At 68.8% G+C, this 25013-nt stretch carries 26 protein-coding genes; 12 read left to right on the plus strand and 14 right to left on the minus strand.

Annotated elements, in window-relative coordinates; all coding sequences use genetic code 11:
• Positions 1 to 93 precede the first annotated feature (93 nt).
• Positions 94 to 1368: an EAL domain-containing protein gene (locus tag CFB47_RS14635; RefSeq protein ID WP_089461536.1), complete on the plus strand. Its 1275-nt coding sequence runs from the start codon at positions 94 to 96 to the stop codon at positions 1366 to 1368.
• A gap of 18 nt (positions 1369 to 1386) precedes the next feature.
• On the opposite strand, the gene CFB47_RS14640 is transcribed toward CFB47_RS14635, so the two are convergent.
• The 3 genes from CFB47_RS14640 to CFB47_RS14650 all read right to left on the minus strand — a co-directional run bounded on the left by CFB47_RS14640 (position 1387) and on the right by CFB47_RS14650 (position 3657).
• Positions 1387 to 1992, minus strand: a complete 606-nt coding sequence (locus CFB47_RS14640) for a class I SAM-dependent methyltransferase (RefSeq protein ID WP_089461537.1) — start codon at positions 1990 to 1992, stop codon at positions 1387 to 1389.
• A gap of 101 nt (positions 1993 to 2093) precedes the next feature.
• Positions 2094 to 3140, minus strand: coding sequence for a 2-dehydropantoate 2-reductase (locus CFB47_RS14645; RefSeq protein WP_089461538.1), 1047 nt, complete (start codon positions 3138 to 3140; stop codon positions 2094 to 2096).
• A complete protein-coding gene (locus CFB47_RS14650) occupies positions 3133 to 3657 on the minus strand; it encodes a DUF962 domain-containing protein (protein ID WP_089456801.1) in 525 nt (174 codons plus the stop codon). Before CFB47_RS14650 ends, CFB47_RS14645 begins: the two co-directional genes overlap by 8 nt.
• A gap of 81 nt (positions 3658 to 3738) precedes the next feature.
• Here CFB47_RS14650 and CFB47_RS14655 point away from each other — a divergent pair, with 81 nt between their 5' ends.
• Both CFB47_RS14655 and chrA read left to right on the plus strand, forming a co-directional pair.
• Positions 3739 to 4446 (plus strand): Crp/Fnr family transcriptional regulator, encoded by a 708-nt coding sequence (locus CFB47_RS14655; RefSeq protein ID WP_089461539.1) that lies wholly within the window; start codon positions 3739 to 3741, stop codon positions 4444 to 4446.
• Positions 4447 to 4532: 86 nt separating this feature from the next.
• Positions 4533 to 5744: a chromate efflux transporter gene (gene chrA, locus CFB47_RS14660; RefSeq protein WP_089461540.1), complete on the plus strand. Its 1212-nt coding sequence runs from the start codon at positions 4533 to 4535 to the stop codon at positions 5742 to 5744.
• A gap of 104 nt (positions 5745 to 5848) precedes the next feature.
• On the opposite strand, the gene sodB is transcribed toward chrA, so the two are convergent.
• Together sodB and xseA are read right to left on the minus strand one after the other, a co-directional pair.
• Positions 5849 to 6427 (minus strand): superoxide dismutase [Fe], encoded by a 579-nt coding sequence (sodB, locus tag CFB47_RS14665; RefSeq protein WP_089440866.1) that lies wholly within the window; start codon positions 6425 to 6427, stop codon positions 5849 to 5851.
• A gap of 227 nt (positions 6428 to 6654) precedes the next feature.
• The gene (gene xseA / locus CFB47_RS14670) at positions 6655 to 8037 is read right to left on the minus strand and encodes an exodeoxyribonuclease VII large subunit (protein WP_089461541.1); all 1383 of its coding nucleotides are present in this window, start codon (positions 8035 to 8037) and stop codon (positions 6655 to 6657) included.
• A 450-nt stretch (positions 8038 to 8487) separates the two neighbouring features.
• Between xseA and lpxK the strand changes: the two genes are divergently transcribed.
• From lpxK to CFB47_RS14695, 5 genes are all read left to right on the plus strand, one after another.
• Positions 8488 to 9516: a tetraacyldisaccharide 4'-kinase gene (gene lpxK / locus CFB47_RS14675; protein WP_089456804.1), complete on the plus strand. Its 1029-nt coding sequence runs from the start codon at positions 8488 to 8490 to the stop codon at positions 9514 to 9516.
• Complete coding sequence (locus CFB47_RS14680; protein WP_010090898.1) at positions 9497 to 9691, plus strand: Trm112 family protein; 195 nt, start codon at positions 9497 to 9499, stop codon at positions 9689 to 9691. Before lpxK ends, CFB47_RS14680 begins: the two co-directional genes overlap by 20 nt.
• Positions 9692 to 9803: 112 nt before the next feature.
• Entirely contained in the window at positions 9804 to 10589 is a 786-nt protein-coding gene (gene kdsB / locus CFB47_RS14685) for a 3-deoxy-manno-octulosonate cytidylyltransferase (RefSeq protein WP_089461542.1), read from the plus strand.
• A 208-nt stretch (positions 10590 to 10797) separates the two neighbouring features.
• Positions 10798 to 11460: an adenylate kinase gene (gene adk, locus CFB47_RS14690; protein ID WP_089461543.1), complete on the plus strand. Its 663-nt coding sequence runs from the start codon at positions 10798 to 10800 to the stop codon at positions 11458 to 11460.
• 294 nt (positions 11461 to 11754) lie between these two features.
• A complete protein-coding gene (locus CFB47_RS14695; RefSeq protein WP_089461544.1) occupies positions 11755 to 12513 on the plus strand; it encodes an SDR family NAD(P)-dependent oxidoreductase in 759 nt (252 codons plus the stop codon).
• A 64-nt stretch (positions 12514 to 12577) separates the two neighbouring features.
• Here the strand turns inward: CFB47_RS14695 and CFB47_RS14700 are convergent, their stop codons facing one another.
• Together CFB47_RS14700 and murJ are read right to left on the minus strand one after the other, a co-directional pair.
• Positions 12578 to 13420, minus strand: coding sequence for a SirB1 family protein (locus tag CFB47_RS14700; protein WP_089461818.1), 843 nt, complete (start codon positions 13418 to 13420; stop codon positions 12578 to 12580).
• Between the two features lie 8 nt (positions 13421 to 13428).
• Positions 13429 to 14979 (minus strand): murein biosynthesis integral membrane protein MurJ, encoded by a 1551-nt coding sequence (murJ, locus tag CFB47_RS14705; protein ID WP_089461545.1) that lies wholly within the window; start codon positions 14977 to 14979, stop codon positions 13429 to 13431.
• A gap of 304 nt (positions 14980 to 15283) precedes the next feature.
• Here murJ and rpsT point away from each other — a divergent pair, with 304 nt between their 5' ends.
• Positions 15284 to 15556 (plus strand): 30S ribosomal protein S20, encoded by a 273-nt coding sequence (gene rpsT / locus CFB47_RS14710; protein WP_006482211.1) that lies wholly within the window; start codon positions 15284 to 15286, stop codon positions 15554 to 15556.
• A gap of 157 nt (positions 15557 to 15713) precedes the next feature.
• Here the strand turns inward: rpsT and CFB47_RS14715 are convergent, their stop codons facing one another.
• On the minus strand, positions 15714 to 16034 hold the full coding sequence (locus tag CFB47_RS14715; RefSeq protein WP_021162567.1) for a DUF3579 domain-containing protein: 321 nt from the start codon (positions 16032 to 16034) through the stop codon (positions 15714 to 15716).
• Positions 16035 to 16447: 413 nt separating this feature from the next.
• Here CFB47_RS14715 and argF point away from each other — a divergent pair, with 413 nt between their 5' ends.
• On the plus strand, positions 16448 to 17377 hold the full coding sequence (gene argF, locus CFB47_RS14720; protein ID WP_006482207.1) for an ornithine carbamoyltransferase: 930 nt from the start codon (positions 16448 to 16450) through the stop codon (positions 17375 to 17377).
• Positions 17378 to 17466: 89 nt separating this feature from the next.
• On the opposite strand, the gene murB is transcribed toward argF, so the two are convergent.
• Positions 17467 to 18516 (minus strand): UDP-N-acetylmuramate dehydrogenase, encoded by a 1050-nt coding sequence (gene murB / locus CFB47_RS14725; RefSeq protein ID WP_089461546.1) that lies wholly within the window; start codon positions 18514 to 18516, stop codon positions 17467 to 17469.
• A 137-nt stretch (positions 18517 to 18653) separates the two neighbouring features.
• On the opposite strand from murB, the gene CFB47_RS14730 reads away from it, so the two are divergent.
• A complete protein-coding gene (locus tag CFB47_RS14730; RefSeq protein WP_039368282.1) occupies positions 18654 to 19139 on the plus strand; it encodes a YajQ family cyclic di-GMP-binding protein in 486 nt (161 codons plus the stop codon).
• Positions 19140 to 19218: 79 nt separating this feature from the next.
• Here CFB47_RS14730 and plsY read toward each other — a convergent pair whose 3' ends face one another.
• Together plsY and ybaK are read right to left on the minus strand one after the other, a co-directional pair.
• Entirely contained in the window at positions 19219 to 19842 is a 624-nt protein-coding gene (plsY, locus tag CFB47_RS14735; RefSeq protein WP_089461547.1) for a glycerol-3-phosphate 1-O-acyltransferase PlsY, read from the minus strand.
• Between the two features lie 108 nt (positions 19843 to 19950).
• Positions 19951 to 20442, minus strand: coding sequence for a Cys-tRNA(Pro) deacylase (gene ybaK / locus CFB47_RS14740; RefSeq protein ID WP_027789278.1), 492 nt, complete (start codon positions 20440 to 20442; stop codon positions 19951 to 19953).
• A 239-nt stretch (positions 20443 to 20681) separates the two neighbouring features.
• On the opposite strand from ybaK, the gene CFB47_RS14745 reads away from it, so the two are divergent.
• The gene (locus CFB47_RS14745; protein ID WP_089461548.1) at positions 20682 to 22244 is read left to right on the plus strand and encodes a class I adenylate-forming enzyme family protein; all 1563 of its coding nucleotides are present in this window, start codon (positions 20682 to 20684) and stop codon (positions 22242 to 22244) included.
• A 48-nt stretch (positions 22245 to 22292) separates the two neighbouring features.
• Here the strand turns inward: CFB47_RS14745 and xerD are convergent, their stop codons facing one another.
• From xerD to queG, 3 genes are all read right to left on the minus strand, one after another.
• The gene (gene xerD, locus CFB47_RS14750; protein ID WP_089461549.1) at positions 22293 to 23243 is read right to left on the minus strand and encodes a site-specific tyrosine recombinase XerD; all 951 of its coding nucleotides are present in this window, start codon (positions 23241 to 23243) and stop codon (positions 22293 to 22295) included.
• Positions 23243 to 23710, minus strand: coding sequence for a methylated-DNA--[protein]-cysteine S-methyltransferase (locus CFB47_RS14755; protein WP_089426179.1), 468 nt, complete (start codon positions 23708 to 23710; stop codon positions 23243 to 23245). The genes xerD and CFB47_RS14755 overlap by 1 nt, the downstream gene beginning before the upstream one ends.
• Positions 23711 to 23774: 64 nt before the next feature.
• Positions 23775 to 25010 (minus strand): tRNA epoxyqueuosine(34) reductase QueG, encoded by a 1236-nt coding sequence (gene queG, locus CFB47_RS14760; protein ID WP_089461550.1) that lies wholly within the window; start codon positions 25008 to 25010, stop codon positions 23775 to 23777.
• Positions 25011 to 25013 lie beyond the last annotated feature (3 nt).

The raw sequence follows: 25013 nt of genomic DNA on the forward strand, positions 1-25013 counted from the left end.
CCGCGACGCGCCGCCGCACGGGGTACGATGCCGTGCACGCTTCTTGCTCGCCTATTCTCTAGGTAAACTGGCAGTCCTCCTTCGGCCGACATCATGAGCATGATCGAAATCGATCCCCCCGGCTTTCAGCCGCCCCGCCCCGTCGCGGGCGACGACGGGAACCGGCGCACCGTGCTGTACGGCGGCTACACCGTGTTCAGCGTGTTCCAGCCCGTTTTCTCGGTGTCGCACCGCCGCGCGATCGGCTATCACGCGTCGTTGCGTGCGCACGACGAGGAAAGCCGCCAGGTGGCGTCGCACGAGGTGTTCACGCAGGCGGCGCGGCGCGGTGACCTGCTTGAGCTCGGCCGGCTCGCCGAATCGCTGCATCTCGGCAACTTCCACGCCTTCGACAGCCACGACGAATGGCTCTTCCTGAGCCTGCACCCGGCCGCGCTGATGGACACCGTCTACAGCGACGCAATGCTCGCGAACCTGAAGGCGCTCGGGCTGCCGCCGCATCGCGTCGTGCTCGAGGTGCCCGAACAGGCGGGCGGCGAGACGCCGCGCTACGCGGCGATCGTCGACGGGCTGCGCAAGGCCGGCTTCCTGATCGCGCTCGTCGGGTTCGGCGCGAAGCATTCGAATATCGACCGCGTGTGGCACCTGCATCCCGACATCGTCACGCTCGACCGCGGCATCCTCGCGCAGGCGAGCGAGCACTCACATCTCGAACGCGTGCTGCCGGGGCTGGTGTCGTTGCTGCACGAATCCGGTCAGCTCGTGCTGATGGGCGGGCTCGCGACCGAACGCGACGCGCTGATCGCACTGGAGTGCGACGTCGATTTCGTGCAGGGTCAGTACTTCGCGGGGCCGAGCGTCGAACCGGTGCAGCCGCAGGCCGCCGCGGGCTGCATGGATACGCTGTCGGCCGCGTTGCGGCTACGCGTCGCGAAACGCGAGCGCACGCAGGCGGAACGGCTCGCGCCGTACGTCGCGGCGCTCGAGGAAGCGAGCCGGAAGCTCGTCGCGGGAGAAACGCTGACCGACGCGGCCGCAGCCGTGCTCGGGCTGCCCGAGACCGCACGCTGCTTCCTGCTCGACGCATCGGGGCGCCAGATCGGCGACAACGTGCTCGCGCGCGGCAGCGTCTCGCAGCGCGCGAAGCGCTTCCGGCCGCTGCTGCATTCCGAAGGGGCAAGCTGGGAACGCCGCCCGTACTTCATCGACGCAATGCGCGCGCCGGGACGCGTGCACCTGACGGCGCCCTACCTGTCGATCAACGAGGCGCACCTGTGCGTGACCGCGTCGATCGCCGCGCCGGTCGCGACCGGCATGCAGGTGCTCTGCGTCGACATCAACTGGGAAGCGGCACTCAACCGCGAATGAGCGTGCCCCGCGCCGCGCTCAGGCGGCCGCGGCAGCCTTGCGTACGATCAGCCGGTGCACGCGCTTGCCGGACGAGGCGCTGACGACCTCGTGCTCGTCGATCACTTGCGTGCCGGCGCCGAGCGCCGCCCGCATCCGCGCCGAATCGAGCGGCGTATAGAGGCGGCCGCGCTCGTCGCGCAACGCGCCGTTTCCGGCCACCCGCCAGCTCATGTACAACGTGCCGCCGGGCATCAGCAACTCGGCCAGCCGCGCGGCGGCAGCGGCCGCCTCCGCCTGTTCGAGATGCATGACGACCGTTTCGCACAGTACGTTGCGAAACGCGCCGGACGGCACGCCGGCCAGCGCCGGCAGCGCGGCCTGCTCGAAGGTGAGATCCGGGTGGCGACGCCGCGCCTCGTCGAGCAGCGCGGCGCTCGCGTCATAGCCGCGCACGTCGAAGCCGCGCGACGCGAGCCAGGCCGTATCGCGCCCGGCCCCGCAGCCGACGTCCGCGGTCAGCCCCGGCGAGAAATGCTGCTCCAGCAGCGCGTACATGTCGTCGGGCGCAGCCTGGTCGAGCCAGTCCTGCGCGTATTGCGCGGCATGGGCGTCGTAGGCATCGAGAGTCGGACGATCCACCATGGTGACGGCTCCGCATAGGCGTCGTATGACGCACTCCGCATCTTAGCCGTTGCACACGCCGTGCGGCGTCACGCACGCCCATGCGGCGAGTCGTGCAACCCCTACGCAGCTCGCACGTCGCCCGCGCGCGGCGCTTGCACGGTCAGCTCGGTCCACAGCGCATCGCCGCGCCAGGCCGGGCGCGCCGCCGCGCGTTCCGCGTCGTGCACGAGCGCGCACAGTCGCGCATTGACGGGCGCCTGCCCGCCGAAGTGCGCGGCCAGCCGCACGACCTCGCCGTTGATCCACTCGACTTCGGTCGCCCGCCCCGCCGCGAGATCGTCGGACATCGACGAACGCGCGAGCGGGTCGATCGCGAGCATCCGGCCGCCAAGCACGCGAAACGCCGGATCGGGCAAGTCGAGCACGGCCGGGAGCCACCCGGCCGGCAACGGTGTCAGCCGCGCGGGCCGGATCGCGGCCCGCGCCAGCCAGTGCAGTGCTTCGCGCTGCGCAAGCGCAACACAGCGCCGGTACGCGCGTTGCGCGAGTTCGTCGCGCAGCGGCAGGTTCGCGAGCGCGTTGACCGCGTTGTTCAGGTTGAGCAGCAGCTTTGCCCATTGCACGGCCCGCATGTCGCGGTGCAGCGCGAGCGGCAGCCCGGCACGCGCGAATGCATCGGCGAACGGCGTCAGCGTGGGGGAGGCTTCGGCCGCCAGCGCGCCGGCCGAACCCTGGTGAAACGCACCGGGCGTGCGCTCGATCACGTTGAACGGCACCATGCCGGCCAGCACGGTGGCTTGCGGTAGCGCTTCGCGCAGCACGTCGGCGTTGTGCAGGCCGTTCTGGAAACTGATCACGACCGTGCCGGGCCGCAGCACGCCGGCAAGCTGCGCCGCGGCCTCGCGCGTCGCGGCCGCTTTCACCGCCACGAGCACGAGCCGCGCGGCGGCCGCAGCCGCCGGATCGGTCTCGAACACGACATCGGCCGGCGCGAGCGTCGCGCGGTAGCCACGCCGGTCGGTCAGCGTCAGCCCGTGCCGATGAATCGCGTCACCGATCCGCGCGCGGCCGACGAGCGTCACGTTCGCGCCGGCCGCCGCCAGCCGTCCACCGAGATAGCAACCGACAGCGCCCGCGCCGACCACGCACGCCGGTGCGTCAGACATGCGAATGCGCGCCGCCGTGCACGGGGCCGGCCCGCCGCTCGACTTCGCGGCGCACGTCGCCGCGCAGCCCCGCGAAGAACGCGACCTCGGCAACGACGAACAGCGGCCCGACCATCAGGCCGACCAGATCGTCGACGAATGCGGGCTTGCGCCCCTCGAACCAGTGTCCGACGAACTGCACGATCCAGCCGACGACGAACGCACCGATGCCGATCGCGAGCCATTGCGCGGTCGGCAGCAACGCGAGGGCCTGTGCGGCCCACAGGCCGAGCGCGAACAGCGCGGTCATCACGATCCCGAACCGCAGGTCGAGACGCAGGTAGAACACCGCGAACGCGACGGCCAGCAGCAGCGCCGGCGACAGCGCGATGCCGGCCAGCATCCCGAGCGCCGGCCGCGACAGCAGCACCTCGACCGCGAACACGATCATCGGAATGCCGACCAGATGCGTCGCGATGTTGCGCGCGTCGCGGTGGTAGGCCGCATACTGGGCAAGATGGTCTTCGAGTGTCTTCATCGCGTCTCCTGGTCCATGGTTGACCGCTATGATGCGCGTCACGCCCGAGAACCTCTGTCAGCTACCCGACATCGCGTGCCCATGCCCTCTTCGCTCGCCCCGTACCTGCCGCAGATCGAAGCGAACCCGTGGTTCGCCGCGCTGCCGCCCGCGTTGCGCGCGGACCTGCTCGCCCGCGCGGCGCTGCGCCGGCTGCCGGCCGGCCATGCGCTGTTCCGGCGCGGCGACCCGCCGTGCGGGCTGTACGCGGTACTGGCCGGTTCACTCACGATAGGTGCGGTCGACCCGCAGGGCAAGGAAGCGCTGCTGACGGTGGCCGAGCCCGTCACCTGGTTCGGCGAAATCGCGCTGTTCGACGGCCAGCCGCGCACGCACGACGCGATCGCGCTCGACGACGCGCTGCTGCTGCACGTCCCGCAGGCCGCGCTGCTCGCGATCCTAGATACGACGCCGCAATACTGGCGGCACTTCGCGCTGCTGATGGCGCAGAAACTGCGCCTGAGCTTCCTGACCGTCGAATCGATGAGCGTGATGCCGGCCGCGCAGCGGCTCGCCGCCCGGCTGCTGATGATCGCCGACGGCTACGGCGGGATCAGCGCCGGCCGCACCCGCATCCGGCTGTCGCAGGAAAAGCTCGCGGCGATGCTGTCGCTGACGCGGCAGACCACCAACCAGTTGCTGAAGGCGCTGCAGGCCGACGGCGTCGTGCGGCTGCACGTCGGCGAGATCGAGCTCGTCGACGTCGATGCGCTGCGGCGCGCGAGCGGGTTGCCCGACGGCCTGCGCTGAGGTTCGGCACCGCCGCCACGCGACCTCCCCGCCGTCACCGCGTTGCGCTATCGTGGCGGCTCGTCCGTTCATCCGCCCGCACCGCCTTGAGCACGTCAACCGTCTCCGCTCCCTCCCGCCATCCGTGGCCTGTGTTCATCGCGTTCCTGCGGCTCGGCCTCACGTCGTTCGGCGGCCCGGTCGCGCATCTCGGCTACTTCCGCACCGAATTCGTCACGCGGCGCGGCTGGCTCACCGAGCGCACGTATGCGGATCTCGTCGGGCTGTGCCAGTTCCTGCCGGGGCCCGCGAGCAGCCAGGTCGGGATGGCGATCGGCCTCGCGCGCGCCGGCTACGCGGGCATGTTCGCCGCGTGGCTCGGCTTCACGCTGCCATCGGCGCTGCTGATGATGCTGTTCGCGCTCGGCGTGCATGCAACAGGCGCGCCGATCGAAGCCGGCGCGCTGCACGGGCTGCGCATCGTGTCGGTCGCCGTGATCGCGCAAGCCGTGTGGGGCATGGCGCGCACGCTGTGCCCGGATGCCCGCCGCGTCACGCTGATGGCCGCGGCCGCCTGCGTCGCGTTGCTCGCACCGGCCGCGTGGACCCAGGTTGCGGTGATCGTCGCGGCCGGGTTGGCCGGCCTCGTGCTGCTGCCGCAACCGTCGCGTGGCGCGCATGATCCACTGCCGCTGCACGTGTCGCCTCGCGCAGGCGTGCTGTGGCTCGCGCTGTTCGCGGTGCTTCTCGTCGCCCTGCCGTTCGCGGCCCGTACGCTGCGCTCCGATACGCTTGCCGTCGTCGATGCGTTCTTCCGCACGGGCGCGCTCGTGTTCGGCGGCGGGCACGTGGTGCTGCCGCTGCTGCAGGCGGCCGTGGTCGCGCCCGGCTGGGTCGGCGATGCGGCGTTCCTGGCCGGATATGGCGTCGCGCAGGCCGTGCCGGGGCCGCTGTTCACGTTCTCGGCATTCCTCGGCGCGTCGCTGCACAACGCGCCGAACGGCTGGCTCGGCGGCACGATCGCGCTGGTGTCGATCTTCGCGCCGTCGTTCCTGCTAGTGGCCGGCACCGCGCCGTTCTGGGAACGCCTGCGCCGCAGCACGCGCATGCAGGCCGCGCTCGCGGGCGTGAACGCAGCCGTCGTCGGGCTGCTGGTCGCCGCGCTCTATCACCCGGTCTGGACCGACACGATCGTGGCGCCGCGCGATCTGGCCGCCGCGCTCGTCGCATTCGTCGCACTGGTGTTCTGGCGTGTACCGCCGTGGGCCGTCGTGATCGCGAGCGCCGCGCTCGGCTGGGGGCTCGGCCTTCTGGCCTGACCCGGTACGCGCGGCACGTTCCACCGCGTCAAAAACAAAAAGCCCTCGTTTCGAGGGCTTTTTGCTGGATGCCGCGCGCCGTAGCGGCGCGCAGGTGCCGGACCTTACGCGAAGTTCTTCGCTGCGAAGTCCCAGTTCACGATGTTCCAGAACGCTTCGACGAACTTCGGACGTGCGTTGCGGTAGTCGATGTAGTACGCGTGTTCCCACACGTCGATCGTCAGCAGTGCCTTGTCGGCGGTCGTCAGCGGCGTTGCTGCGTTGCTCGTCGACACGATGTCGAGCGAACCGTCAGCCTTCTTCACGAGCCATGCCCAGCCCGAGCCGAACGTGCCGACTGCGGCCTTCGTGAACGCTTCCTTGAATGCGTCGTACGAACCCCACTTGGCGTTGATCGCGTCGCCCAGCGCGCCCGTCGGTGCGCCGCCGCCGTTCGGCGACAGGCTGTTCCAGAAGAACGTGTGGTTCCAGATTTGCGCGGCGTTGTTGAAGATGCCGCCCGACGACTTCTTCACGATCTCTTCCAGCGACAGGTTTTCGAATTCCGTGCCCGGGATCAGATTGTTCAGGTTCGTCACATAAGCCTGATGGTGCTTGCCGTAGTGGTACTCGATCGTCTCTTTCGAGATGGTCGGCGCGAGTGCGTCTTCAGCGTACGGGAGCGGCGGGAGCGTATGAGCCATGGCGATTCCTTCGTTGAGTATGTAGGGAGGCTGTGTTGGATGCTGCCGAGCGTCCGATTGTAGGCGAGGACGAATAACCCCGCAAACTCACGGGCCATTTATCCGCGGTATGCGGAAAAGCGATGTTTGCGCAACGTCCGGCAGGACGAACCCGACGATGAGCAGCATCCGTTCCCGTGCACGATGCGTCCGTTGCAACAACCTTCGCGCCGCTTGCCCCCGTTACGTCAGATCGTATCGGTCAGCCGCGGCTGCACGTCGGCGATCGACACGTCGGCCGAGCCTTCCGCGAGATGCACGGTCAGGCGGCGCTGCGGCTTCAGCGCGTTCGGCGTGCGCACCGCACGGCCCGTCTGCGCATCGATCAGCGCTGCATAGCCGCGCTCGAGCGTGCGCTGCGGGCTCAGCACCTCGAGCCGTGCCGCACAGGCTGACACGCGAGCCGTGTCGCGTTCGTGACGGCGCTGCAAGGCCAGCGCAAGACGCTGCGACAGCCCCGCGAGCGCCTGGCGCGCCTGCGACGGATCAGGCCGTGCGCGCTGCCAGCGCAGCTGCGCGAGCGCGAACCGCGCGCGCGCGTCGCGCACCGGCCGCGACGCCGCCGACGCGAGCCGCACCGCGAGCTGCTCGACGTGCGTGCGCTGCCGCTGCAGCCGCTCCGCCGGGCTCACCAGCCGGCGCGCGAGCCAGTCGAGCTGCTGCGCGCGCTGCTCCAGCCGGCGCTCCATGCCGCGCGCGAGCGCGCGCTGGCGCTCGCCGACCTCGCGCAGCAGCAGCGCGCGCTGCGGGCTCGCGAGTTCGGCCGCGCCAGTCGGCGTCGGCGCGCGCACGTCGGCCGCGAAGTCCGCGATCGTGAAATCGGTTTCGTGCCCGACGCCGCTGACGACCGGCAGTTCGCTCGCCGCGATCGCACGCGCCAGCGCCTCGTCGTTGAACGACCACAGATCCTCGATCGAGCCGCCGCCGCGACAGACCAGCAGCACGTCGACCTCGCGGCGCGCATTCGCGGTCTCGACGGCCGCGACGAGCTTTTCGGCGGACCCGGCGCCCTGCACGGGTGCCGGATAGACGATCACCGGAACGTGCGGCGCACGGCGCGCGAGCGTGGTCAGCACGTCGCGCAGCGCTGCCGCCTGCAGCGACGTGACGATACCGATCGCGCGCGGATGGGCCGGCAGCGGCCGCTTGCGCTCGGGCGCGAACAGTCCCTCGCTCTCGAGCTGCGCCTTCAGCCGCAGGAACGCCTCGTACAGGCGCCCCTGCCCGGTGCGCCGCACCGCCTCGACGTTGAGCTGCACTTCGCCGCGCGGCTCGTACATCGTGACGACCGCGCGCACCTCGATCCGGTCACCTTCGCGCGGCGTGAACTCCGCGTACTGCGCGCGACCGCGGAACATCACGCAGCGCATCTGCGCCTGCTGGTCCTTGATCGAGAAATACCAGTGGCCGCTCGCGGCGCGCGTGAAATTCGACACTTCGCCCGAAATCCACAGCAGCGGAAACGAGCGCTCGAGCATCGTCGAAATCGCGCGATTGAGCGCCGAAACGGGAATCACTTCGTCGCCGCCGCGGGTCGCGCCCGGTGCGGCAAATGGAGAGTCGGAAGGCATGGACGGTCGAATGAATGCTGGCGGCGACACGATAGTCCGACACGCACGCGACGTCCAGCGCCGGGCGCATGCGCCGTGACGTTCGGAAGGTGTCCACACTTTGGCAATCATCGGCCTGAAACGCGCGAAAACCGCTGAAAAATCCAGACGATTCCCCCTAACCCATTGATATTTATATATTTTTAAATCTTTCTGAATGATTCTCATCCGATTCGAAGCCCACCCGGCGGGCGTTTGACGCCATCGAGCAGGGAGTTCTTCACAGAGTTATCCACAAGCCGCCGCGATCCGGCCCCGCAGGCCGCGGCGGCCGGTCGCGCTTGCCGCGCCCGGGCGCGGCGCGCTAGAGTGCCGCCTTCCGCAGACCCCGCGGCATGCGCCGCCCAACGGAGAATCCGCCTTGACGAATCCGTCCCACGCCGCGGCGCACGACCTGCCGCGCCCGGCCCGATGAGCGCGCCGGACGGCCCGCTCGCCCGGCTCGAAGCCCGCCTGACGCGCGAATGGCAGCGCCGCGGCGCGCTCGCGTGGGCGCTCACGCCGTTCGCGTGCGTGTTCGGCCTGTGCGCGGCATTGCGGCGCACCGCCTACGCGCAAGGCTGGAAGAAGCCGGTCGACGTCGGCGTGCCCGTCGTCGTGGTCGGCAACGTGACCGTCGGCGGCACCGGCAAGACGCCGACCGTGATCGCACTCGTCGACGCGTTGCGCGCGGCCGGCTTCACGCCCGGCATCGTGTCGCGCGGCTACGGCGCGAACGTGAAGGCGCCGACCGCCGTCACGCCCGCGTCGCGCGCCAGCGTGGGCGGCGACGAACCGCTCCTGATCGCCCGCCGCACCGGTGCGCCCGTCTGGGTCTGCCCGGATCGCGTCGCGGCCGCACAGGCGCTGCGCGCCGCGCATCCGGACGTCGACGTGATCGTCAGCGACGACGGCCTGCAGCACTACCGCCTCGCACGCACGGTCGAGCTCGTCGTGTTCGACCACCGGCTCGGCGGCAACGGCTTCCTGCTGCCGGCCGGGCCGTTGCGCGAGCCGCTGTCGCGGCACCGCGACGCCACGCTCGTCAACGATCCGTACAGCGGCGCGCTGCCGCCGTGGCCCGACACCTATTCGCTCGCGCTCACGCCGGGCGCCGCGTGGCACCTCGACCAGCCCGCGCTGCGCCGCCCGCTGTCGCAATTCGCGAACGAGCGCGTGCTCGCCGCGGCCGGCATCGGCGCGCCGGAACGCTTCTTCGCGACGCTGCGCGCGGCCGGTCTCGCGCCCGCGACGCGCGCGCTGCCCGACCACTACGCGTTCGCCGACAATCCGTTCGTCGACGACGCCGTCGATGCGATCCTGATCACCGAGAAGGATGCAGTAAAATTGGGCGCTTCCTGGCGCGACGCCCGACTGTGGGTGGTCCCCGTCGAAGCCGCGCTCGACCCTCGCCTCATTGCCCTCGTTGTGGAGAAACTCCGTGGACGCTCGCCTGCTTGAAATCCTTGTGTGCCCTATCTGCAAAGGCCCGCTCCACTATGACCGTGCCGCGCAGGAGCTGATCTGCAACGCGGACAAGCTCGCCTACCCGATCCGCGACGGCATCCCCGTGATGCTGGTCGACGAAGCGCGCCAGACCGTCGAAGGCACGCCGGTCGACCCGGCCGGCCGCTAAGCCGCCCGACCCGGCCCTTGCCGCGGCGTGTCCGCGGCAAGGGCGCCGAGAACCCGCCGGGCGGCCCGCACCCGACGCGCCGCCCGCTCCGCTTTCCTCACCGTCCTCCCCGATGACTCAACCCTTCATCGCCGTCATTCCCGCCCGGCTCGCGTCGACGCGGCTCCCGAACAAGCCGCTCGCCGATCTCGGCGGCAAGCCGATGGTCGTGCGCGTCGCCGAGCGCGCGCGCGAAGCGGGCGCGCAGCAGGTGCTGGTCGCGTCCGACGCGCAGAGCGTGCTCGATGCGGCCCGCGATCACGGCTTCGAAGCGGTGCTGACACGCGCCGACCATCCGTCCGGCACCGACCGGCTCGCGGAAGTCGCGGCGACGTTCGGGTGGAGCGACGACACCGTCGTCGTCAACGTACAGGGCGACGAGCCGCTGATCGACCCGGTGCTCGTGCGCGACGTAGCGTCGCACCTCGCCGCGCATCCGGCCTGCGCGATTGCGACGGCCGCCCACCCGATCCACGACGCGGCCGACGTGTTCAACCCGAACGTGGTGAAGGTCGCGCTCGACGCGCAAAGCGTCGCGCTGTACTTCTCGCGCGCGCCGATTCCGTGGAGCCGGGACGCGTACCAGCCGCACTGGCCCGACGTCGCGGCCATGCCTGCACCGGCCTTCCCGGTCTATCGGCACATCGGCCTCTATGCGTATCGCGCGCGTTTCCTGCGCACCTATCCGACGTTGGCGCAGGCGCCGATCGAACAGGCCGAGCAGCTCGAACAGCTGCGCGCGCTCTGGCACGGCGAGCGCATCGCAGTGCTGATCACCGAGTCCGCGCCGGAAGCCGGCATCGACACGCCGGCCGATCTCGCACGCGTGCAGGCCCTTTTTCGGCCGTCATCAAAATAACCCGTGGCATAATCAGGCGATTGTGCGAGCCGTCCGCGACCAGCGCGTCCTCGCTTGACCCCGCCCGCGGCCCTGCCGGCAGCCGCGCGTCGCCCAACCCGACGCGCCGCATCAGACCGGTCCGCCACGCGCCAGGCAAGCCCCGCGCACACCGTCGCCGGCGCTTTTTTCGTCTCGCCACACGAATCTACATACTGGAGATATCACCATGCGTTTGATCCTGTTGGGCGCGCCCGGCGCGGGAAAGGGCACCCAGGCAAACTTCATCAAGGAAAAATTCGGCATCCCGCAAATCTCGACGGGCGACATGCTGCGCGCGGCCGTGAAGGCCGGCACGCCGCTCGGCGTCGAGGCGAAGGGCTACATGGACGCCGGCAAGCTCGTCCCGGACGCGCTGATCATCGGCCTCGTCAAGGAGCGCCTGAAGGAATCCGACTGCGCGAACGGCTATCTGTTCGACGGTTTCCCACGCACGATCGCGCAGGCTGACGCCATGAAGGAAGCCGGCGTCGCGATCGACTACGTGCTCGAGATCGACGTGCCGTTCTCGGAAATCATCGAGCGCATGAGCGGCCGCCGCACGCACTCGGCATCGGGCCGCACGTACCACGTCAAGTTCAACCCGCCGAAGGTCGAAGGCCATGACGACGTGACGGGCGAGCCGCTGATCCAGCGCGACGACGACAAGGAAGAAACCGTCAAGAAGCGTCTCGAAGTGTACGAAGCGCAGACCAAGCCGCTGATCACGTACTACGGCGACTGGGCGCAGCGCGGCGAGGAAAACGGCCTGAAGGCACCGCAGTATCGCAAGATCTCGGGCCTCGGCAGCGTCGAGGAAATCCGCGAGCGCGCGTTTGGCGCACTGAAGTAAGCAGCGCATCGCGCACCCGCAAGCCGCCCTTTCCGGGCGGCTTTTTTTTGCCCGGCCGGAATTGGCACGACCGTTCTGGTCCCGCCGTCGCGCGAGCGTGCCCCGTACAATCGGTCGGGTGCGGGCGCGCGCTACCCGGGCGCCGGCATTTCAACCCATCGCGCGGCATTGAACCAGGCAATCGCTTTGCGCGGAACCGCAACCCGCGCCGAAGCGCCGATAGCGGTGACCATCTTGGAGACGGCCGTGCCCTGAGCGCTGAAGCGCCACGGGCGCTCAACAACGGAGACAGTCATGGAAATTCGCGGCAACGTGTTTCTGGTCACGGGCGGCGCATCGGGCCTCGGCGCCGGCACCGCGCGGATGCTCGCGCAGGCAGGCGGCACGGTCGTGCTCGCCGACCTGAACGACGCGGCGGGCGCCGCGCTCGCGACCGAACTGGGCGGCATTTTTGTGCACTGCGACGTGTCGAGCGAAGCCGACGCGCAGGCGGCCGTCAGCGCGGCAACGCAAGCCGGCACGCTGCGCGGCCTCGTGAACTGCGCGGGCATCGCGCCCGCCGCGAAGACCGTCGGCAAGGACGGCGCGCATCCGCTCGACGTGTTCGCGAAGACGATCAACGTGAACCTCGTGGGCACGTTCAACATGATCCGGCTCGCGGCCGCCGCGATGGCGGCCACCGCGCCGACCGCGGACGGCGAGCGCGGCGTGATCGTCGGCACCGCGTCGGTTGCCGCGTTCGACGGGCAGATCGGCCAGGCCGCGTATGCGGCGTCGAAGGCCGGTGTCGCGGGCATGACGCTGCCGATCGCGCGCGACTTGTCGCGCAGCGGCATCCGCGTGATGACGATCGCGCCCGGCCTGTTCGAGACGCCGATGCTGCTCGGCATGCCGCAGGACGTGCAGGACGCGCTCGGCGCGATGGTGCCGTTCCCGCCGCGGCTCGGCAAACCGGCCGAGTACGCGCTGCTGGTGCGCCAGATCGTCGAGAATCCGATGCTCAACGGCGAAGTGATCCGCCTCGACGGCGCGATCCGGATGCAGCCGAAATAGGCACGAAAAAACGCCCGCGATGCGGGCGTCGTTTCATTCAGGGTTCCGGCAGCGTGGCGGCGGCTCAGTCCTCGCCGTCGCGCTGCATCCGCTGCCGCAATTCGGTCACCTGGGACTCGACGACGGTCGCGTCGTCCGCGTCCGGCCGCTCGCCGAGATACAGTTCGAGATCCTCGAGCGCGGGCCGCAGGTAATCGAGCCGCGCATACGCGAAACCGCGGTCGCGGACTTCGTCGAGGTGCTCGGGCAACAGGATCACGAGCCGCTGCTGCACCGCGAGCAGGCGCTGCCAGCGTTCCGTCTGGAGATAGATCGTCTTCAGGTTGCGCAGCATCCGCGCGATGATCTCGCGGCTCGTCGCCGGCTGCAGCAGCGCGCGCAATGCGCTATCGACCGCGCCGGCCGCTCGCGCGACGTACGGCTCGAGCATCTCGACCATCTCGGCTTCGGACAGCGAATGGCCGTTGGCCGGATCGATGATCAGGTCGCCGTCCGGCAGCGTGACGCGCAGCAGGAAATGGCCGGGGAACGACACGCCGCGCGCCGGCACGCCGATCTGCTCGGCAAGTTCCAGGTACAGCACCGACAGCGAGATCGGGATCCCGCGCCGCCGCTTCAGCACGGCGTTCAGGTGGCTGTTATCGGGGTCGTAGTAGTCGTTGTGATTGCACGCGAAACCGAGCTCGCGGAAGAAGAAATCGTTCAGCGCGACGACGCGGCCCTTCAGGTCCGCATCGTCCGTGAGCCGCCGGCGCAACCGCGCCGCCAGCATGTCGAGTTCGGCCAGCGTGCCCTGCAGGTCGAGGTCGGGATACGCGTCCTGCGCCAGCGACAGCGCCGCTTCCGTGACGGGCAGGCTGTCGTCGTCTGCCACGAGCGTGCTGAAGTAGTCGAGGACGCGGGTCATTGCGGTCGTCACTTGGCGCGCCTTTTGAAATAAGCGTATTTGAAGCCCATCACCCACAACATACCGAAATATAGTGCAGCGAACAGCACGAGGCACGCGGCCATCAGCGCAATGCGGTCGAGCGGCTGCGCACGCATCCCGGTCCAGTCGAAGCTGATCGACAGCCAGTGCATCAGGCCGGCGAGCACGAGCGCCGCGCCGATCAGCTGCACGAAGAAGCGCAGCCAGCCCGGCGACGGCTGGTAGATGCCGCGCTTGCGCAGCCCGATGAACAGCAGCAGCGAGTTCAGGCACGCGCCGACGCCGATGCTCAGCGTCAGGCCCGCGTGGCCGATCAGCGGCACGAACACGTAGTTCGAGATCTGCGTGACGATCAGCACGCCGATCGCGATCTTCACGGGCGTCTTGATGTCCTGCTTCGCATAGAAGCCCGGCGCGAGGATCTTGATCAGGATGATGCCGACGAGGCCGATCCCGTAGGTCGCCAGCGCGCGCGCGACCATCGTGACGGTGTGCGCGTCGAACTTGCCGTAGTTGAAGAGGGTCGCGGTGAGCGGCGTCGCGAAGAAGAACAGCGCGAGCGCACTCGGCGCCGCGAGCAGGAACGTGACGCGCAGGCCCCAGTCGAGCAGCGCCGAATACTCGTGCGAATCGGCATCGACGTGCGCCTTCGACAGGCTCGGCAGCAGGATCGTGCCGAGCGCGACGCCGAGCAGCGCCGTCGGGAATTCCATCAGGCGGTCGGCGTAGTTGATCCACGACACGGCGCCCTGCCCGAGCCGCGACGCGATGTTGGTGTTGATGATCAGCGACAGTTGCGCGACCGACACCGCGAACGTCGCGGGCACCATCTTCGCGAGCACGCGCTTCACGCCCGGGTGGCGCAGCGCGCGCAGCGGGTTGAGGCCGATCAGCGGCACCATGTCGATCTTCTTCAGGCCCGGCAGCTGCACGAGGAACTGCAGCACCCCGCCGACGATGACGGCCCACGCGAGCGCGAACACCGGCACCTTCAGGTGCGGCGCGACGAACACGGCCGCGGCGATGAACGCGACGTTGAGCAGCACCGGCGCGAACGCGGGCAGCGAGAAGCTCTTGTACGTGTTCAGCACGCCGGAGGCGAGCGTCGTCAGCGAGATGAACACGATGTACGGGAACATGATCCGCGTCATCGTGACCGCGAGCGGGAACGCCTGCCCGTCGGTGTGCAGGCCGGACGCGACGGCGAACACGACCCACGATGCGCCGGCGATCCCGGCCACCGACAGCACGGCAAGCGCCCACGCCAGCACGGTGGACATCGCGTCGACGAGCGCTTTCGTCGCGTCATGCCCCTGCTGGTTCTTGAACTCGGCGAGGATCGGCACGAACGCCTGCGAGAACGCGCCTTCGGCAGACAGGCGGCGCAGCAGGTTCGGGATACGGAAGGCGACGTAGAACGCGTCGGTGTATTGACTGGCGCCGAACGCACGGGCGATCAGCGTCTCGCGGGCCAGTCCGGTCACGCGCGACAGCAGCGTGAAGCCGCTGACCGTCAGCAGGGCTCGGAATAGATTCATGGGGCGCTTATTATACGGACGTTGCGTGGCCCGGCCAGCGGCCGATGCCGAAAAGCGCGCACGCGTTCGGCGCCGTCCTCGGCGGGTGTCACGTTGAACTTGCCACGCGCTTGATTTTGTTGCTATAATCGCCGGTTTCTGGGCTCGTACATGCACGGCAACTGCCGTTTTCATGTCCCTGCCCCGGTTAAAATCACCGTTTTTTTATGCGCCCCTGGGCAATCGTTCTCAGGGGACGGATCGAAAAGCAGCGCTTGGCCGTCAGGCTCCAAGCTCTGGAAACAGGACAGGATAAGGAACCGTCATGGCTAACTCCGCACAAGCACGCAAGCGCGCCCGCCAGGCCGCGAAGGCAAACTCGCACAACTCGGCGCTGCGCTCGAAATTCCGTACCGCGATCAAGTCGGTTCGCAAGGCTGTTGAAGCCGGCGACCAGGCAAAGGCTGCCGAGCTGTTCAAGGCTGCCGTGAAGACGATCGACACGATCGCCGACAAGAAGATCGTTCACAAGAACAAGGCCGCTCGCAGCAAGAGCCGCCTGGCCGCAGCCGTCAAGGGTCTGCAGGCAGCAGCGTAAATCCGGTGCGCCCGCTCACGCGGGCGTTCCTGTTTCCTGCGATCGCAAAAAAGCCCGCCTAGGCGGGCTTTTTTGTTGCCTGTCGCCGGCGCATCTTGCGGGCCGGTGACGGTTGCCACGAGGGCGGGCGCGGCAAGCGCGCTCGCCCGCGCCGGCATCACTTCTTCGCGTCGTAGTCCGGCAGTTCACACGCCTCGGTCACGACGAGATTGTTGTCCTTCGCGAAATTCAGCACGAAATCGAACGCCATCGGCTCGACGTCGCGCAGCCGGGAATCGAGGATCACGCATTTCAGGTCGCCGAGCATCGTCGGACGCACGTAGAGCGAATACTTGAGGCGCGCGTTCGGCCCGCTCGCCCCCGGCCCGAAGCAGGCCATCACACCGGCCAGACGTTCCGACCAGTCGCTCGGGCGAAACTTTTTCCCGTCTTTCGTGATGCCCTGGATAAAGAATTCGGTCGGAGGGGTTTCAGCCATGTGGTTACCCAAGTGACGGCCCGGCGATGTCCAGGCAACGGCGCCTGGATACGCGAACACAAAGCTGAAACGGACGGCGGCACAAGCATTCCGATATCCCGAAAACAGGACGTCGGCGCGCGCCACCGGCGGACTGCACCGGATTTGTGCAGCGCACGGCTTGTGTCCGGCAGAGCGCGAGGAGGCTTGCCTGCCGGGCTGGAGAAAACTTTTGAATTATACCGCAGCGCGCCATCGCGCGCCGTCCCGACACCCCGCCTCCTGCGTCGCTTGCCGCGCGCGGCGATCCTGCCCCGCTTCTCTCCGCGGCTCGTCAAAGCACAGAAAATCCTTTATGCTGCTTTGAGTTATCCACACCCGACGGCGGCGCCGTCCGGCCTTGCTGCCGGGTGCAACCCGCCGTATTTCGCTTCATGACCGCCAAAACCATTCGTCACTACCTGCAGTTCAAGGATTTCTCGCTGGAAGACTACGAGTACGTGCTCGAGCGCACGGGTATCCTGAAGCGCAAGTTCAAGAACTACGAGACCTATCACCCGCTGCACGACCGCACGCTCGCGATGATCTTCGAGAAGAGCTCGACGCGCACGCGCCTGTCGTTCGAAGCCGGGATCTTCCAGCTCGGCGGCCACGCCGTCTTCATGAGCACGCGCGACACGCAGCTCGGCCGCGGCGAACCCGTCGAGGATTCCGCGCAGGTCATCTCGCGCATGGTCGACATCATCATGATCCGCACGTTCGAGCAGGACGTGATCACGCGCTTCGCGCAGAATTCCCGCGTGCCGGTGATCAACGGCCTGACGAACGAGTACCACCCGTGCCAGGTGCTCGCCGATATCTTCACGTACTACGAGCACCGCGGCCCGATCGCCGGCAAGACCGTTGCCTGGGTCGGCGATGCGAACAACATGCTCTACACGTGGATCGAAGCCGCGCAGATCCTCGGCTTCAAGCTGCGCCTGTCCACGCCGCCCGGCTACGCGCTCGACATGAAGCTCGTGTCGCCCGACAGCGCGCCGTTCTACGAAGTGTTCGACGATCCGAACGAAGCATGCAAGGGCGCCGACCTCGTCACCACCGACGTGTGGACGAGCATGGGCTTCGAGGCCGAGAACGAGGCCCGCAAGCAGGCGTTCGCCGACTGGTGCGTCGACGAGGAAATGATGGGGCACGCGAACCCGGACGCCCTCTTCATGCACTGCCTGCCCGCACACCGCGGCGAGGAAGTGACTGCCGGCGTGATCGACGGCCCGCAGAGCGTCGTGTGGGATGAAGCGGAAAACCGCCTGCACGTGCAGAAGGCGCTGATGGAGTTCCTGCTGCTCGGCCGCCTCAAGCACTGACGCGCCGGCAACCCGCCAGCTCATGAAAAAAGCGCCGATCGACGATCGGCGCTTTTGTTTGGCGCGGGAAAAGCGGTGCCGAGCCCGCGTTACAGGCAGACCGGTTCGGGCTCGAGTTCGACGCCGAAATGGGCGCGCACGTCGGCCTGGATCGCCTGCGCCAGCGCGAGCACGTCGGCCCCTGTCGCGCCACCGCGATTGACGAGCACGAGCGCCTGGCGGTCGTGCACGGCCGCCGCGCCCAGCGCGCGCCCCTTCCAGCCGCAGCGGTCGATCAGCCAGCCGGCCGCGAGCTTGACCTGCCCGTCCGGCTGCGGATACGACACGACTTCCGGCGTGCGGGCGCGCAGCGCATCGAACTGCGCGGCATCGATCACCGGATTCTTGAAGAAACTGCCCGCGTTGCCGAGGACGAGCGGATCGGGCAGCTTCGCGCGGCGGATCGCGGCGACCGCGTCGAACACGTCGCGCGCCGTGGCCGCATCGAGTGCGATGCCGCGGGCGTCGAGTTCGCGCGTGACGTCCGCGTAGCCGAGCCGCGGCGCCCACTGCTTCGGCAGCCGGAACGTCACCGACACGATCGCGAACCGGCCGCGCCCTTCCCGCTTGAAGAAGCTGTCGCGATAGCCGAACGCGCAGCGCGCGGCGTCGAAACGCTCGCTGCGCCCCGTCGCCAGCTCCACCGCGACCAGCGAGTCGAAATACGCCTTCATCTCGAGGCCGTATGCGCCGATGTTCTGGATCGGCGCGGCGCCGACCGTGCCCGGAATCAGCGCGAGGTTCTCGAGGCCCGCCATCCCGTGCTCGAGGGTCCATGCGACGAATGCGTGCCAGTTCTCGCCGCCGCCGGCCTCGACATACCACGCGTCGTCGTCCTCGCGGACGACGCGGCGGCCCGCGATCTCGTCGAGCAGCACGACGCCGTCGAAGTCGCGCGTGAACACGACGTTGCTGCCGCCGCCGAGCACGAGTCGCGGCAGGTTCGCGACGCGCGGGTCGCGATGGAGCGCCTCGAACTGCGACGCATGCGTGATGCGCGCGGCAAAGCGCGCGGTCGCGGCGATGCCGAACGTGTTGTGCGCGGCGAGCGGATGGTCGGGAAGCAGCGACAGGGCGGAATCGTCAGGAGGCATCGGCATTCGCGGTCACGTCCGCCCGGGCGGCGCATGGCCGGCCTTGGGCAAACGGAGGGGCATCGGTAAAATGGCAAACAGTCCGCAATTATAGCGAGTGCCCGCGCGCGAGCCGGGTGCCCGCATCTCAAGGGAGGAATGCCATGCCATCGTTCGACGTCGTTTCCGAAGCGAACATGATCGAAGTGAAGAACGCCATCGAGCAGTCGAACAAGGAAATTTCGACGCGCTTCGACTTCAAGGGCTCCGACGCGCGCGTCGAGCAGAAAGAACGCGAGCTGACGCTGTTCGCCGATGACGATTTCAAGCTGGGCCAGGTCAAGGACGTGCTGATCGGCAAGCTGGCCAAGCGCAACGTCGACGTGCGCTTCCTCGACTACGGCAAGGTCGAGAAGATCGGCGGCGACAAGGTCAAGCAGATCGTCACCGTGAAGAAAGGCGTGACCGGCGATCTCGCGAAGAAGATCGTGCGCCTCGTGAAGGACAGCAAGATCAAGGTGCAGGCGAGCATCCAGGGCGACGCCGTGCGCGTGAACGGCACGAAGCGCGACGACCTGCAGAGCGTGATCGCGATGCTGCGCAAGGACGTGACCGACACGCCGCTCGACTTCAACAACTTCCGCGACTGATCGCCGGGCGATCCGTCACGTCATCCCGCCGGGCCCCGCATACGCGGCGCGCCCGGCTGCGGCCAGGCGCCGCACTTTCTCAGGCTTTCCCGCCGTCCGCGGCCGCCTTCTTCTTGTCGCCGATCCGGCTTTCCTGCCCCGCCAGCAGCTTCGCAATGTTGCCGCGGTGACGCCACACGAGCAGCACGCTCATCGCGAGCACGGCCCACGCGACCGGGTTGTGGCCCGTGCCGAACAGGAACACGTCGAACACCGGCGCGAACACGGCCGCCACCAGCGCCGCGAGCGACGAATAGCGGAAGAAGAACGCGACGATCAGCCAGGTCAGCGCGGTCGCGAGCCCGAGCACCGGGTGCACCGCGAGCAGCACGCCGGCCGCGGTCGCGACGCCCTTGCCGCCCTGGAAGCGGAAGAACACCGGATACAGGTGGCCGAGGAACACGGCGATCGCGACCCATGCGACGGCGACGTCCGGCAGGCCGAAGCGCCGGGCGAGCCAGACGGCAATCCAGCCCTTGAATGCATCGCCGACGAGCGTCAGGATCGCGGCCTTCTTGTTGCCGCTGCGCAGCACGTTGGTCGCGCCGGGATTCTTCGACCCGTACGAACGCGGGTCGGCCAGGCCCATCGCGCCACTGACGACGACGGCGAACGACACCGAACCGATCAGGTAGGCAACGAGGGCGGCGAGCAGGATCTGCATGCGGAGGACTCTTCTTTCAACGTATCGGTAAAGGGACGGCTGCGCGCGGCACGCCGAAACGGCGCCCATTCTACCGAACGCGCGCCGCCTGCCACGAAGGTGAAACCCTCAGTCGACACTGGCGCACTGCACGGGCTGAGCGCCGAGCAGCGACGTGAGCACGGCCGGCGCGAGGCTGACGAGGTAGCCGCGACGCCCGCCGTTCAGGTAGATCGTCGGCAGCTCGAGGATCGTCGCCTCGACGTAGACGGGCATCGTCTTGCGCGTGCCGAACGGCGACGTGCCGCCGACGAGATAGCCCGAATGGCGGTTCGCGACCTCGGGCTTGCACGGCTCGACGCGCTTCGCGCCGATCTGCCGCGCGAGGTTCTTCGTCGATACGGTGCGGTCGCCGTGCATCAGCACGATCAGCGGCTTCGCGTGTTCATCTTCCATCACGAGCGTCTTCACGACGCTGTGCTCGTCGACACCGAGCTGGCGCGCCGATTCGCCGGTGCCGCCGTGCTCGACGTAGTCGTACGGATGCTCGCCGAATGCAACGCCGTGGCGGCGCAGCAACTGGGTCGCGGGGGTTTCGGACACATGCCTGGATTTGCTCATGGCGGCATTTTAAGGGTGAACGACCGGCGCGCGCGCAATCGTGCGCTCGCACCGGCGGTATACTCGCGGCCCGTTTTTCGCCGGGCGGCCTGCTGCGTCGCCGCAACGATTCCGTCCATCATCATTGCGGACATCGCGAAGCGCTATTGCCCGAATGGCCGATTGTGGCGCGCGCGCCGCCGTGGCACGATCGTTCGCCAACCTCGTCAGCCGCCGCCCGCCCTTCTTCTGGAGACGCCATGCCCTCGTCCCTCCGTTCATCCGAGCCGCTCGACGTCGACGCCCTGCTCGCCGCGCTGCCTCGCCGCATCGCCGACGTGCCCGCACGCCGGGCCGCGCTGGCGCCCGCGCATCCGGCGCTGATCGAGTACGCGCGCCGCCTGTCGTACGGCGAGCTGTCGCAGGCCGTCGATGCAGCCGCCGCGCTGCTCGCCAACCTCGGGGTGCAAGGCGGCGACCGCGTGATGATCGTCGCCGAAAACTGCGTCGCGCAGATCGTGCTGCTGTTTGCGGCCGCCCGCCTCGACGCGTGGGCGCTCGTGTCGAACGCGCGGCTGTCCGCCAGCGAGCTCGACGCGATCGCCGCGCACGCACGGCCGAAGCTGATCGCGTTCACCACCGACGCCTCGCCCGACGCGCGCACGCATGCCGAACGGCACGGTGCGACACCCGCCAGCGCACTGCCGGTCGACATCGGCGCGTGGTCGTACCACGTCGACGCGAGCGCGCCGGGCGAACCGGTCGCCGCCGACGGCGCCGCGCAATGCGCGGCGCTGATCTACACAACCGGCACGACCGGCACGCCGAAGGGCGTGATGCTGTCGCATCGCAACCTGCTGTTCATCGCGGCGACGTCGAGCATGCTGCGCCGTGTGTCGCCCGACGATGTCGTCTACACGGTGCTGCCCGTGTCGCACGTGTACGGGCTCGCGTCGGTCTGCCTCGGCAGCCTGTATGCGGGCGCGACGCTGCGGCTCGCGCCACGATTCTCGCCGAAAGCCGTGCGCGTCGCGCTCGCCGACGAAGGCGTCACGATCTTCCAGGGCGTGCCCGCGATGCACGCGAAGCTGCTCGAACACCTGCACACGCACGGCCACGCGTGGCGCGCACCGCGCCTGCGCTTCGCGTATTCGGGCGGCTCGCCGCTCGACGCGAACCTGAAGGCGCGTGTCGAGCGCCTGTACGGCGTGCCGCTGCACAACGGCTACGGGATGACCGAAAGCAGCCCGACGATCACGCAGACGCCGCTCGACGCGCCGCGCACCGACAGCTCGGTCGGCGTGCCGATTCCCGGCGTGGAGATGCGGATCGTCGCACCGGACGGCACCGACGTGCCGCCGGGTGAAGTCGGCGAGATCCGCGTGCGCGGGCCGAACGTGATGCTCGGCTACTACCGCAACGCGGACGCCACGCACGCGGCCGTGTCGCCGGACGGCTGGCTGAGCACTGGCGATCTCGCGCGGCAGGAGGCGGACGGCGCAGTGACAATCGCGGGCCGTAGCAAGGAGCTGATCATCCGGTCGGGCTTCAACGTCTATCCGGTCGAAGTCGAGCAGGTGCTGAACGCGCATCCGGACGTCGTGCAGGCGGCCGTCATCGGCCGCGCGGTCCAAGGCAACGAGGAAGTGCTTGCGTTCGTCGAGCTAGTGCCCGGCGCGACGGCCGAGGAAGCGGCGTTGCACGCGTGGTGTGCGGAGCGGCTCGCGCCTTACAAACGCCCCGCACACATCCGCGTACTCGACGCGCTGCCGGCCGCATCGACGGGCAAGGTGCTGAAGCACAAGCTGCGCGAGCTGATCTGACGCGCGCGGGCCGGTGCGTGCGACTCGGCCCGCGCCGCGCCGGATGCGCTAACCGCGTGGATGGTGTTCCGCGTGCAGCGTCTTCAACCGCTCGCGTGCGACGTGCGTGTAGATCTGCGTGGTCGAGATATCGCTGTGACCGAGCAGCAGCTGCACGACACGCAGGTCGGCGCCATGGTTCAGCAGGTGCGTCGCGAACGCGTGCCGCAGTGTGTGCGGCGACAGGTGCGCGCGCACGTCCGCGTGCTGCGCGTGGCGCTTGATGATGTTCCAGAACTGCTGGCGCGTCATCCCGTCGCCGCGCGCGGTCACGAACAGCGCGTCGGCCGCGCGCGCGCCGAGCAGCGCCGGCCGCGCCTCACGCAGGTAGCACTCGATCCACCCTTGCGCGACTTCGCCGAACGGCACGAGCCGCTCTTTCGAGCCCTTGCCCATCACGCGCACGACGCCCTCGTTGAGCCCGACCTCGACGGTCTTCAGCATCACGAGCTCGCTCACGCGCAGCCCGCTCGCATACATCAGCTCGAGCATCGTACGATCGCGCAGGCCGAGCGGCGTACCTATGTCGGGTGCACCGAGCAGCGCCTCGACCTGCGCCTCCGACAACGTCGACGGAAACCGGGCCGCCTGCTTCGCGGACGTGATCCGCAGCGTCGGGTCGGCGCTCGCGCGATGCTCGCGCACGGCCCAGCCGTAATAGCGCCGGAACACGGACAGCCGCCGGTTCGACGACGTCGCCTTGCCGTCGCTGCGCGCGGCGATGTAGCCCGTCACCATCGCTTCGTCGACCGAATCGAGCGACGCGTCGTGCGTCTCGGCCAGCCATTGTGAAAACAGCACCAGATCGCGCCGGTACGCATCGAGCGTGTTGCGCGCCAGCCCGTGCTCGAGCCACAGCGCATCGCAAAACACGTCGATCGACGCGCGGCTTGCGAGCAGCGCGGGGGACACCTCGACGGCATCGCCGTCGACTGCGGGGGACATCAGCGATTCACTCATCAGTACGGCACGCCTTCGTGCGCCAGCAGCCAGCGCTTCACTTTCTGGTAATAACCGTTGTCGTCGTGGTTCGCGAAGCCGCCGAGTCCGCCCGCCGCGACGACGCGATGGCACGGGATCACGAGCGGGAAGTAGTTCGCGCCGCACGCCTGGCCCACCGCGCGCGGCGCGCTGCCGATCCGCTTCGCGACCTGCCCGTAGGTCAGCACCGTGCCGGGCGGAATATCGCTGATCACGTCCCACACGCGGTGCTGGAACGCGCTGCCGACTTCGGCGAGCGGCAGGTCGAAGCGCGCCGACGCACGCTCGAAATAACGTTCGATCTGCTTGACCGCGCGCTGCGCGAGCGGGGAATCCGGATCGACCGACTTCACCGATTCGGGCAGATAGACGATCTCGCGCACCACTGCGGCATCCGTGCGGATGCCGACCTTGCCGAACGGTGCGTCGATGACTGCATTGAACATGGCCCTCTCCTGACCGATGGATGCGCGCGGCACCACCGCGCGCCGACGACACTTTACGCCGCCTTCATGCAGCACGCAGCGCCCATTCGACATGCTCGCGCACGACGGGCGACGGATCGTCGGCCCGCGCGCGCAACGCGGCGACGATCGCGTCGCGCGCCTGCGGCGTCAGCCGGCCCGCGTCCGCGCGCAGCGCATTGCCGAGCCCGACCGCGAGATTGCGCAGCCAGCTTTCGTAGCCGATGCGCCGGATCGCACTGCCCTGCATCCGCGTATCGAACGCGTCCGCCTCCCACGCAAACAGCTCGACGAGTGTCGCGCGATCGAGTCCGTGCCGCACGTCGAAATCGGCGACGGGCGCGGCCTGCGCGAACTTGTTCCACGGGCACACGAGCTGGCAGTCGTCGCAGCCGTACACGCGATTGCCGATCATCGGCCGCAGCGGCTCGGGGATGCTGCCTTTCAGTTCGATCGTCAGGTACGAGATGCAGCGGCGCGCGTCGACGCGGTACGGCTCGACGATCGCGCCGGTCGGGCACGCGTCGATGCAGCGCGTGCAGCTGCCGCAATGCGCGCCGGGCGTCTCGGGCGCGGTGTCGGGGGACGTGTGCGCATCGGTCGGCAGCGGAACGTCGACGTAGATCTCGCCGAGGAAGAACAGCGAGCCCGCATCGCGCTGCAACAGCAGCGTGTGCTTGCCGCGCCAGCCGACGCCGGCCTTCTGCGCGAGCTCGACCTCGAGCACGGGCGCCGAATCGGTGAACACGCGGTAGCCGAACGCACCGATCTCCTGCTCGATGCGCTCGGCGAGCGTCTGCAGGCGGTTGCGCAACACCTTGTGATAGTCGCGGCCGCGTGCGTAGATCGACACGACGGCCGCCTGCGGATCGTCGAGCCGGGCCCGTTCGCGTGCGCGCCAGTCGCGCGGCACGAGCGCGCCCGGCTCGCTTTCAGGCGTGTCGGCGGCCAGCGTTTCGGCCGGCAGATAGGCGAGCCGGGCGGAGATCACACGTCGCGTACCGGCCACAAGTTCGGCCGGACGCGCGCGTTTCATCCCATGTTTCGCCATATAATCCATTTCGCCGTGGTATCCGGCTTCCAGCCAGGCGGCGAGGCCTGCTTCGGCATCCGAGAGATCGGTATCGCTGATGCCGATCGCCCCGAAACCCAATTCGCGCCCCCACGCCCTGATGCGCGCGGCGAGCGCAGTCAACGCCGCATCGTCGAGCGCGCACGGTGCCGCACCTTCGGCACGAGTCGAAGGTCTGTCGGATGCGGCGAGTTCCGGTAATCGGTTCATCGC

It is taken from the genome of Burkholderia sp. AU27893, assembly GCF_002223205.1.
Taxonomy (GTDB): Bacteria; Pseudomonadota; Gammaproteobacteria; order Burkholderiales; family Burkholderiaceae; genus Burkholderia.